This is a genomic window from Bacteroides faecalis (assembly GCF_003865075.1).
In the GTDB taxonomy this organism is placed as follows: domain Bacteria; phylum Bacteroidota; class Bacteroidia; order Bacteroidales; family Bacteroidaceae; genus Bacteroides; species Bacteroides faecalis.
Map to the genome: position 1 here is coordinate 418,656 of NZ_BHWB01000002.1, position 12,045 is coordinate 430,700.

Annotated in this window: 7 protein-coding genes; all 7 read right to left on the reverse strand. The window is 38.5% G+C overall.

The features are described from left to right. Positions 1 to 5: 5 nt before the first annotated feature. Positions 6 to 1,469, reverse strand: a complete 1,464-nt coding sequence (locus tag EJF25_RS04565; RefSeq protein ID WP_125040231.1) for a glycoside hydrolase family 28 protein — start codon at positions 1,467 to 1,469, stop codon at positions 6 to 8. Next, a complete protein-coding gene (locus tag EJF25_RS04570; RefSeq protein ID WP_370685702.1) occupies positions 1,466 to 2,704 on the reverse strand; it encodes a glycoside hydrolase family 88 protein in 1,239 nt (412 codons plus the stop codon). The genes EJF25_RS04565 and EJF25_RS04570 overlap by 4 nt, the downstream gene beginning before the upstream one ends. Before the next feature lie 5 nt (positions 2,705 to 2,709). Next, on the reverse strand, positions 2,710 to 5,289 hold the full coding sequence (locus EJF25_RS04575) for a beta-mannosidase (RefSeq protein ID WP_125040233.1): 2,580 nt from the start codon (positions 5,287 to 5,289) through the stop codon (positions 2,710 to 2,712). A 14-nt stretch (positions 5,290 to 5,303) separates the two neighbouring features. After that, complete coding sequence (locus EJF25_RS04580; RefSeq protein WP_125040234.1) at positions 5,304 to 8,009, reverse strand: glycosyl hydrolase 2 galactose-binding domain-containing protein; 2,706 nt, start codon at positions 8,007 to 8,009, stop codon at positions 5,304 to 5,306. 90 nt (positions 8,010 to 8,099) lie between these two features. Beyond that, the gene (locus EJF25_RS04585; RefSeq protein ID WP_125040235.1) at positions 8,100 to 8,810 is read right to left on the reverse strand and encodes a DUF4998 domain-containing protein; all 711 of its coding nucleotides are present in this window, start codon (positions 8,808 to 8,810) and stop codon (positions 8,100 to 8,102) included. Positions 8,811 to 8,844: 34 nt separating this feature from the next. Beyond that, positions 8,845 to 10,089 carry a DUF5000 domain-containing lipoprotein gene (locus tag EJF25_RS04590; RefSeq protein WP_125040236.1) on the reverse strand — a complete coding sequence of 415 codons (1,245 nt, stop codon included), beginning with the start codon at positions 10,087 to 10,089 and terminating at the stop codon, positions 8,845 to 8,847. A gap of 29 nt (positions 10,090 to 10,118) precedes the next feature. After that, positions 10,119 to 12,038, reverse strand: a complete 1,920-nt coding sequence (locus tag EJF25_RS04595; RefSeq protein ID WP_125040237.1) for a RagB/SusD family nutrient uptake outer membrane protein — start codon at positions 12,036 to 12,038, stop codon at positions 10,119 to 10,121. Between the last annotated feature and the right edge of the window lie 7 nt (positions 12,039 to 12,045).

The following is a 12,045-nucleotide window of genomic DNA, read 5'->3' on the forward strand; positions in this document are numbered from 1 at the left end:
TAGGTTCACTGATTCAACCATTTTCCATCTGCCGAAATACCGGAACTATTTATGGTACGAATAAATTTCGCATCTGTCGGCTTCATACCTTTACATTCGTTCAATTCGGCTCCTACCACATCATCAAAGAAAAACAAAGGACGTTCATCAGAAACAGGACTAGAAAAACGCACATTATTAAAATAGATATTTTTTGCATGGCGAACATAAAAACCGGCACCGGGTAGTGTATGACCAAACATTCTATTTTCCGGATATGATTGCTCCACTTCCGGTACAGTTCGGGTTATCATATCCCTTGTTCCACCTCCCGGATATGTAATCTGTACATTATTGATAGACACATTTTCCACTTTAGCTCCTTTCACTCCTGTGATAGAACAGGCAATCAAACTCTCGGCAGTAGCAACAATGTTACTGATATTAATATTTTTCAATGACCCGATCTGTTTGCTAAAAGTACGTCTCCGGTCTCCCAGACGAATAAAAATCGGAGTCTGCACATCTCTCATGGAAATATTGGAAATTGTTATTCCGTCAATAATACCCCCGTCTACCATTTCAATGGCAATCCCTGAAATAACCGTTATGTCCGCAGTGATATGCTTCAACTGTTTGCTCCAATGACGAATATTATCTTCCTTGGCATGACGGACAACACAATTGGACACCGAAATATTACGGAATCCTCCTAAAGAAGAGGTTCCAAATTTTATAGCATTACAATTGCTGGCAGTCACGCAATTCGTAACTGTAATATCTTCACAAAGTTCCGGATGATCACTTTTAAAACAAATGGCATCATCTTCCACATCAATATAACAGTCGGATATAACCGCATTCTTTGCATCAATATCCAGCCCGTCATTATTATAGTTACAATGGCTGAATACTTTCAAACCACGAATAACAACATCCTCACATTTCTCATAATGTTGTACCCAATATGCCGAGTTACGTAAAGTAATATCAGTCACCTGTATTGTTTTACATTCCACAAAGTAAATCAATTTAGGCCGCTTAGGACCTCCGTCAGCGTCATTACCGAATTGAAAAGTAGAACTTCCCCCCTGTCCATCGATAATACCAGTTCCTGTAACAGCAACATTCTCCTGACCACGAGCATAGATCAAGCCGGACGACTGATTCATTGTACCGCCCTCCATAGGAAATGCAGAATCATAATCCGCCAAACGGGTACTTCCTAACAACAATGCTCCCTGTTCCAGATGTAAATTGACATTTGACTTCAGTTCAACCGGACGAATCAAATAAATGCCGGAAGGCACAGAAACAATACCGCCCCCTTCTGTAAAGCACTCGTCAATTGCTTTCTGCAAAAACTCTGTATTATCAGTTTTTCCATCTCCCTTAGCTCCAATTTTCGTTATATCTATTGTCTTTGCACTTAGAATAACAGGTAATAACCCTAGTATGACCAACAATCTTTTCACTTTACTTTTGTTCATAATCCATTCTTTTTATCATCTTGTAATGCTTTATATCTACACAATGCCTCCACATAATAATAATCTGTATAGCTCAATGGAACATCTATCTCTTTCTTAGCCGGCATATTACCAACCGAGTGTTTCAAAATAAATCCACCATTTGTATTCTCAGGAGCCGTATACGCCGGTGAAGCAAGGACCTTCAATATATTTTCGGCAGCATTCAAATAAGTCTGTTGTTTTTCTCCTTTCACATATAAACATAATTCAAGCAATCCGGAACTAGTTATTGCTGCCGCAGATGCATCACGCAGAGCTTTAGGAATATTCGGAGCATTGAAATCCCAATAAGGAATCAAATCTTTTGGCATACTGGGATGGTTCAGCATAAAATCAGCGACTTTCATTGCCTGATCCAAATATTTTTCATCCTTCGTAAAGCGATACATCATTGTAAAACCATAAAGTCCCCATGCTTGTCCACGTGCCCAAGCCGACTTATCGGAAGCTCCTTGTCCAGCCTGATACTGTTTGATTTTCCCCGTCTTGGGATCATAATTCAATCCATGGTAGAGACTGTTATCCGGTCGAAAATGATTCTTTATAGTAGTATCTGCATGTTTCACTGCTACGTCATAGAATGACGAATCTCCAGTCGTTTCAGCCGCCCAAAACAATAGTTCCAGATTCATTATATTGTCTATTATTACAATATAATCATTCGGTTTACGATTATGAGATTTAATACATCCGACAATCGGACTAAAACGCGTCATCAGTGATCGGGCGCTATTTACTAGAATATCTTTATAATCAGTTTGAGGAGCAATACGATTTGCATTCCCAAAACTACAATACATCATAAAACCGACATCATGGGTATCTGAATTATACTGTTCAGACTCCAACAATTTCAGCATCCGGACACCCTCTCGATACAAATCGTCATTACCGGTTGCCTCATAAAGATAAAATAATGTTCCGGGATAAAAACCACTACACCACCATTCGGAATCACTAGTTTCCAACAGTTTTTTATTGGCATCATAAGTCTTTGGGAAAGCAGCCGACCCACTCAGTTTATCCCTCATATAGAGATATTGATGTACAGCATTCTTCAATGCCAACTCCACATTTATTTTACCTTTCGGCTTTACCGGTAAATTCTGCTTCGTATAAAGAGTTTCCGCTTTTGCACACGAAATACAAAAGAGAGAAAATACAAATATTAAAATATTCCTACACATAATCATCATTTCTAATTATACATATCTGAGAAAGAAGCTACTTTCAAATTCTGTTCAAATTCAGACAAGCTCAACTTTGTATCAACTTTAAGCTTGACATCTTCCTGAGGCATTAAATCAAAATAGTTGTCTGAAATAAAATGATCCGTATCCCCTTCTATAGTCAAATAGACCCCTCTGGCAAAAACATCGGAACGCAATGTTACTTCATAACCACCTTCCATAGGAACTATTTCAGTTGAAAAAACAACCTTCGGATAACACATCTGTTGTTGTTTTGCCGGAAAATAAATATTAGTGTATTTCTTGCCTAACTTATCCTGATAAGTCATATAAACAACCGCACTTTCCTCCTCTACATTACCTAATAAAGTAGCCAGATCTGCTTCCCAAACTACCTTACTGGTATTAGCCTGTATATTAATTTTTTGTTGTTTCTCTTCTATTATCTGCCCATCCAACCGGATACTTTTAACAGTCAATGCTCCCGAAGTACGCTGTAGACGATCAGAAACGGCATAGATCTTCAATCTGTTTTCATCCATCACAGGAGAAATCAAGATATCATCAAAAGACTTCACAGTGAAATAATGTTGTGCTTTCCAACGTCCATAATAGTCACGACTCGACCAGGAAGCCACAGGCCAACAATCATTATGCTGCCATACCAATGATCCCATGCAATACGGCATATCTCTACGGTGTGCCTCCATTGCCATTTTAATCGCATCTGCTTGCAAAAGCTGGCTCATGTAAACAAAAGTACGAAAATCTTTCGGTACTCTGTATTCTTTTAGTAAGAAATCATTAATACGTTTATTGGCTGATACTCCTCCGCGCTGGTGCGACATCATTACTTCCGAGGTAAGTTCCCAATCTTCCTGTTTTGGCGCATATCTTTTAATTGATTCAAAATCCGGAAACGATTGAAAACCGTACTCACTGAAAAAACGGCTTCGTTCTTTCATAAAATGAGAAAGAGGTTTTAAACCTTGCCAAACTTCCCAATAATGCATATCTCCGACGTTATGATTCCGAGTCCCTTCATCATCTGAATAAGGAGACGACTTCCGATAACAAGCTCCCGGATGATACTCTTGCACCACCTTTGGTAAAGTTACAAAATACAACTCCTTAAATTGATTCCAAATAATCTTAGACCATTCTGGGTTTTGCTTGTCATAAGTATGTTTCCAGTTCCAGTTGAACCAAGCATCCAAACATTCGTTATTTCCACACCACAATGCTATACAACTATGGTTTCTCAAACGGCGGACATTATCAATCGCCTCTTGGCGTATATTCTCTAACAGCTCTCCTTCCGAAGGATAGACGCTGCACGCAAACATAAAATCCTGCCATACAAGAATACCATATTTATCACATAAGTCATAGAAAATATCATTCTCATAGATACCTCCTCCCCATACACGAAGCATATTCATATTTGCTTTTACTGCATCCTGAATCGTTTTATCATAAATAGAGTCTGTCACCCGCGTCAGGAAATTATCACATGGAATATAATTTGCACCTTTAGCAAAAATCGGCTGACCATTCAATTCAATATAAAAACTTTCTCCATGTTCGTCAGGCTTTGTGACTACTTTCAATGAACGAAGTCCGATCTTTCTGTCTAATCGGTCTATCTCATGTCCATCAGCATTAAGCACTACGGAAAAAGAATATAAAAAGGCTTCCCCCAGCCCATTTGTCCACCATAATTTCGGTTGTTTGATAGTAAAGGACAAAGGAACTTTATTTACTCCTTTTTGCACTTTGACAACCTTTTGGTCTAATTGATAATTGTCCGTACAATTATCAATAGCCACTACTACTTGCATATCTTTATCAGCATATATTTCTACTGTAGCATGAACCGTTGCAGACCGACTTGTTACTTCCTGTTGTTCATAGAAGACATCAGTAATACATGCATCCTCCCAAGCTTCCAAAACCACAGAACGCCAAATGCCGGAAGTTACTAACCGAGGTCCCCAATCCCAACCGAAATGATAACCAGCTTTACGTACAAATACTCCAACCTTCCTGTCAAACAATCCACCGTTTTCAGACTGATCGTTCGAACTACGATATTGAAACGGAACAGCTTCCCATTTCGGCATTGCTATTTTTATCGGAGAATGGAAATAGATTTGCAATTGATTGCCCTGCGATTTTAATAATTCTTTTACATCCACTTTCCATTCACGAAACATATTATCGGCAGTAAGTATCCTTTTACCATTTAACGTTACATCTGCATACGTATCCAATCCTTCAAAATCAAAAATAATGTTTTTCTTGGACATCATAGCCGGGTCTATATCAAATGAAGTACGATATATCCAATCTTCTTTATCAATCCATTGCATTCCACGTTCATTCAAACGGAAAAAAGGATCATCAATCAGTTGGTTATCCATCAAATCTGTATGAACACCTCCGGGAACGGTTGCAGGATACCAATTTACTCCTCTTGCCTGTCGAAATTCCCATCCTTCATGAAGATATTTTCTTAAAGGGATTGCCTGAGTTGCCACTGCCTGTAATACCATAAGCGAAAAAATTATATATTTATTTATCCTCATACCTATTTAGTTTATCATTTCAACATAAACTCTCTTCTAACGATATTCCAACCTCTGACTACTAAAACCGGATCTTCTAACACATGCTCCTTTGATGTCTCAATGGTGATACTTTTACTTTCTCCCGGCAATAAAGAAAAGAAATTATCCGTATAAAACGAAGGGCGAACAGGTTTCTGTTGCCTGTCAAGCAATTGAAGTTGATTGAAAAAAGCGATTGAACCGGATACATTCTTCAACTTTATATCGACATAATAATTGTCAGCATCCTTCCTTATTTTATAAGATGTTTGTAATTTCGCTTGTTTCAAATTCTTCAGTTCCTCAAAACCCGAAGTTGCAGGTCCTGTCAATGTCTTTTTACCTTTATATTCATCATTTGACCGCCAATAAAAATTAGACGAAACTTCTTTTCCCTTGTTATCTAATAACCTCAAATTAATAAAATGCACCTGAGAAATGTCCACAGGAAAATCAATTACCAATGCGTCGTTTACCACTCCATCCGCAGGAATATCAATCGAAACTGATTTCTCCCATACCTTTTTACTCTGTATATTGTAAATTTGTGTTGTGACAGTATACCCGTTAAAACCCTCATAATAGTCGTTTACTACTGAAACTGTATTCTTTAAATAATCAAACTGTGCGTGAAGTGGTTGTAAAGCATTAGCGGTGTGATAAAGCGAGGCGGTGGGTTCCAAAGACCAATCCCACATACGGGCACTTACCTGCCGCATCGAACAATTATGATACCAAAACAGTAATCCTGAACAGAAACGATCTCCATAGTCCAATTTATTATAATTCCACACTTCCCAAATGCTCTTTGAATTAATCGCTCCGACAAACTGTCCCTTTTCTGCAAATTCCTCGATAGACGAAGAGGTTCCATAATTATTTACCAGATCAGTATACATGGTAGACATTAGATGAAAGCCATTTCCATCCAAATAATCCCAGACCTCTTTATTGATTGGCCATAAATCTTTCTCATCCATCATTTCACGTAATATCTCCACTGTAGGTAATGTAGGCGCACCATATTCCGGATTAAAACCATCCACACGACTTCCTCTATCCGAAGCTGTATTTTCATAATGTTGCATCGGATTAACTTGCTTATACGGACTACCGTCATGTACCCCATTACACTCCGATTGCATTTGATATCCACGTGTTCCGTCAAGTTTCATAAGTGACTCATAGATTCCTGTTACTTCAGAACTTTCGTTCGAGCATACATAATAAGCTATAGATGGATGATTTCGAATACGCTTCACCGTCGATTCTACATTATTCAAATATGTCTTTTTATCCTGAGGATGTTTGGTATCTCCTGTCATCCAGAACTCTTGCCAAACCAATAAGCCCAATTCATCACATAATTGATAGAAATAGTCGGATTCCGCAATACCACCACCCCAGAAACGAATTAAATTAATTCCTGACTGACGGGTATATCTCAGTTCTGCATAAGTACGTTCATCTGATGTACGTAGCATTGCCTCAGGAATCCAGTTTGTTCCACGAATAAAAATCCTTTTTCCGTTAATATAAAACACACGTGACTTATCCGGTGTATTTGTATCGGAAGTAATCTCACGAATACCAAATCGTGTTGTGACAGAATCGCATACAACTCCTTTCACCGAAACGGTCATTTTTAATTGATATAAGTTCTGCGGTCCTTTATTGACAGGCCACCATAAACGGGGATTGGACATAATCAACTGTGGAAATTCTTCGGAAGAAAACGTAACGGTTTTCTCTTCACCACGTAAAATACGCAACGTTTTTTCTACTACAATATTTTCTCCAACAATTTCTCCTCTAACCACACACTTTACAGTGTCCATAGAGTTGGTTGGATTGACAACCTCTACCGATATGGATTCACGAGACACATCGTATCCCGGTTTACTTAGTTCAGACTTAATAAACGGGTGTCTTATAGCCAATTTACCCGTAGTATATAAGGAAATACTTTTCCAAATACCTGTATTACGGTCACGAATGCCATCCATGAAAGTAAAGTCCCATCCTACTGTCATCAACATCGTAGTATTAAGGCCGATATTCCCATTCCCCCCATTATGAAACTCACCTACTGCTCCCCAGTTCTTTGGTTTGGCAGACCCAGGCATATCTACAGGGTATACTTTAATAGCTAAAACATTCTTTTGTCCCACCTTTACGAAATCTGTCACATTGATATAATCATTCGTAAACATTCCCTTCATTGTACTCAACAAATTTCCGTTTACCCAAATCTCTGCTCTATAATTTATCCCTTCCGGCTGAAGCCAAATCGTTCTTTTTGCAAAAGACTCCGGTACATCAAACTCAGTACGAAACCAATAAGTATAAAACTCACGCCCCACTTTTGATATATCCGGAATTTTACCGGACTCAATCTTATTGTTCACTCCGTAATAAGGTTCCGGATAGACTTTGTTATAAACTAAGGAATTCAATACGGTTCCGGGTACAATGGCTGTTATCCAGTCATGAGTATCATACCCCAATGACGAAATCTCGTCAGCAGTCGATTTAACATCACCGGCCTTTATCATTTTCCAACAAAATTCTCCTTGATGAAATTCCTTCGAATCCAGCCAGATTCTGTTTCCATCTCTGACATCATTACGAATACTATCCCCCCATATAGGAAATGAGACGAACAAGAGTGCAAAAAATAAACTTATTAGCTTCTTCATTATCAATCATTACATCTTTCGATAAGAGAGGAAAAAGGGATCCTACACAGAAGGAATTTTTTCCTCTCTTACTATATCAATACTATTTTATTAATTCTCCGCAGGTTTCACAAAGTAGGTGTAATCTGTCCAGAAATCATCAATCGCATTTTCTTGTGGACTAAAACAACTTCTGTATTTCACCATATTACCTTCTACATAATCTTCCAGCACAAGAGATTTCTGTGATTTCTCGCTCCATGAAACGGTCTGTTCGTTTCCATTTTTATCTACATAAACAACTTCTGTATTTATCATGGTATCATCCCGGATAGCATTCAACGTCACCACCCACTTATTCAGAGTTTTGTCGATATAAACCTGTTTACCACTATACTTGTAGCAACTACGCGGATAAAGATAACTCTCATAGACTTCTCCGTATACTTCCGCTGTAACCTCTGCTGCCAGAGAAGAATTTCCATATTTATCATAAATAACCACCTCAAATACATAGGTTGATTCGTCCAGATCATTAATAACGTATTCAAACTCCTTTTTTGAACGGTCTAAAGTAATTTCTTCCGATTCAGTACGATCTCTCCAGAATATTTTAGCTTTTACTCCCCGAGGATCATTTCGCATTTGCCATGCCAACTTCACCCGTTCTCTACCCGAAAAAGCCTTCAACGAATCAGCCTTGCCGATATAAACGATTGGACCGTCTTTTATAAAATCAGCGTATGGGGCATCCATCCCGTCGCAACTGCACAGAAGTGTTACGATTGCTGCAAGTATCGTATATATATAATTTTTTCTCATATCTGTTCTTTTTATAAATTTCAATGAATTCCGTTTATTCAGCTTCCGTTCCATAGAAAGTCAGCTCATTTATATAGATAAAGCTACTAGCCTCATATTCGCCCCAAGAACCATATACACCCCATGTTTCCAATACACGCAAACGAATGTAACGGTAAGCAGCGGTTGTCTCCGGTACTTCAAATTCTTCACCTGCCATGACTTTCTTACGGTCATCCTCTGTTACCGGATCATTCAGACCTCCTCCTGATGCTTTCACTGTTTCATAATCATTGATTAGTGTCCAGCTTTCATCAAATGAACCATCCGGATTCGGATTATTACTACCATACATTTCAAATAAATGAATATGTCCTTTCTGATAGGCCTCCGGATTATTCTGTGTATCACAACGTCCATAATATACGAAACGACTAAATTGATATTTCTTACCTAAATCAATGGTAATATGCCGCGGCATCGTTACATTCTTTGAGTGATACATCGGCAGTCCCACTGTACGGCCATCCCAGATACACTCTATTGCATTCAGTTTCATCGAAGCCCAAGCATGACATTCCCACTCATCACCCGGCAATTTAGCATTCTTGAACAGGGATTTATCACATTCTATTTCCATAATAGGAACAGTAACAAATGAAATCGTATCAGAAAGATTTCCCCATCGGTCACGCACATAGAAGCCAAATTCCGTTTCAACAGCATCCTGACCATGAACGGAGAAGTTACCGCTGACAGCTTCAGTATAATGCATATAAAGTTGTTCCCACTTTCCTTCAGTATTCTTTTTAACAATACCAATAGCAACTTTAGCTTTTGTCTCGTTCTCAAATTCAACCTTTACCCCAGAGAATGTCTTATCATATTTCAGTGTATGACAGATCTCCTGATAAGCCGGAGTTTTTGCATCGATTTCTACTATAACAGGTTTTGAAGCAACTTCCCCATAACTTACAGAATACAACTTCACTTCATGTTTTCCTCCTTCTTGCATACCTTCCACAACAAGGGAATCTACATAGTAAGAAGCTCTGGCGTCCGACTCAACTCCGGGCTTTACATCATAGACAGCACGTACATATTTCAAGTTCGGATCATCGGGAAGTGTATAGTATATAATAGCCCCACCATTCAGGTTCTTAACTTCCCTGACCGTCACTTGCTGAGGAGCAACTTTCTTTCCGGAAGCTTCGTTCAAATCAGCATCTCCGCAACTTGTCAGGAAAGGAGTACAAATAACCAGCAAGCCCACTAAATAAGTATATATTTTCGTTTTCATAATTATTTCATTTTATATCATTTATTCAATTACCAACCATAGTTTTGCTTCAAGTTTTTATTCCGCCACAATTCAGCATCCTGTATCGGCCAAAAATAATCACGCACATTGAATGCCCTACTGAAAACAAACGTTTCTTTATAATAATCATCAGCAGAATTATACAATAAATTCCATCCAGTAATCGGTTGATTAAATACTTTCAAAGCTTCTTTCCAACGACGGAGATCCCAAAAGCGCTGGCTCTCCAATGTCAATTCAATTAATCGCTCATTATGAATGATCTCACGTAAACCTTTCTGGTCTTTAAACTTCATCGGATCAGTAGAATAATTGGTCCACGACTCTTCGACTCCTTTCAAACCTGCCCGATTACGTACTTTATCAATCCAAGGCAATACATTTTCATAAGAAGTGTTTATCTCATTCAAAGCTTCTGCATAAAGAAGATAAAGGCTTGCCATACGAATCACCGGGAATGGGTATTTTTCATAAGTAACACTATTCTTTGTAACCACCGTTCCGTCATGAGTTAATTTCTTAGGCCAAAATCCCGTAAGATTCCAACTTGGTTCAAATGAATTGGCAGCTGATTCTCCAGCTCGTGCCTTCAAATAATTAGATTTACTCACATCCTTCGTTCCCTGTCCCATCCAGATACCACGATCAAATCCCAAAGAAGCATAATAACGAGCTTCACGATTCAAATTAAATTTAGCTGTCCACTGATCTTTTGCCATAAAAGCAGCATTGTCAGCACCCACTTTCGCAGCTCCATAACGTTCTTCATATTTCCACTCTTTATCTTCTTCCATAGGAACTCCATTTTTCGTATAAAAGAGTTCCGCAATCCTCAAAGGTACTGCATAATTACCACTAGTACCACTGGTATTATTAACTGTTTCTGAAGTCCACCCACGAGGAATACAATGTCCCTGATAATTAGTAAACCAAGCATTTGAATTTGCCCAGATTATTTCATTATTCCATCTTTCCGCCATAATCTTACGCAAGGCCATAACTTGTTTTGATCCATCTGTCATATTGGTATAATCAAAATATTCCGGTTTATACAAGTCATAGTTTACTCCTACACAAAATTCAACTGCCAAACGGCACGCTTCAGCAGCATCTTCCCACTTCTTCAACTTTTCTGTTTCAGATTTCTGTGGATTAAAAATCTCAATACCTCTGTTATCAGTAAGTCCCGCATAATCCATATTACCATTGAATAGTGGGCTGGCCGCTGTTACCATCACTTCCGCTTTTAAAGCATAAGCAACAGCTTTAGAAACCCGACCTAATTCTTCTGTCTCATTTTCGATTCTGTCAGGTAAACCCTCACTGGCAATTGCCTCATCGAGTAACTCAGCAATATAATCAAAACACTCATCCAACGTATTTCTGTAAACTCTGGCTTCGGAAGAACCTGATTCAATAGGAAGATTTTCCTTCACCAGAGGAATCGGACCATACATGCGTACCAGCCAATAATGATAATAAGCTTTTAAAAACTTGACTTCTGCTATCCATCTATCCTTTTCCACATGAGTCATATCAGGGACCTTTTGAATATTTTCTAGAAAGATATTGCAATCCCGCAATGCCTGATACATATCTCTGGCCTGCTGTTGCCCATTCCAATAATTGAAATAAGGATCACTGGAACGCTGCATACCACGACTTACATACCAGCCAGACTGATAAGAAGCACTCTCACGAAAATAATTAGTAACAACAATCTCGTCACCACCAAACATGGCCGGGTCTTCTTTTGTACCGATTGCCGGTCTGTAAGAATAACAGGTAAAAAGGAATTTCTCTGCTTCAGTACGCATCGTAAATGCATTATCAATAGTAGCAATATTATCAGGAATTATATCCAGATAATTGTTGCAAGAACCCAATGATAAAGATGCTGCTAATAAAAGTATATGTATTTTTTTCATCGCTCTT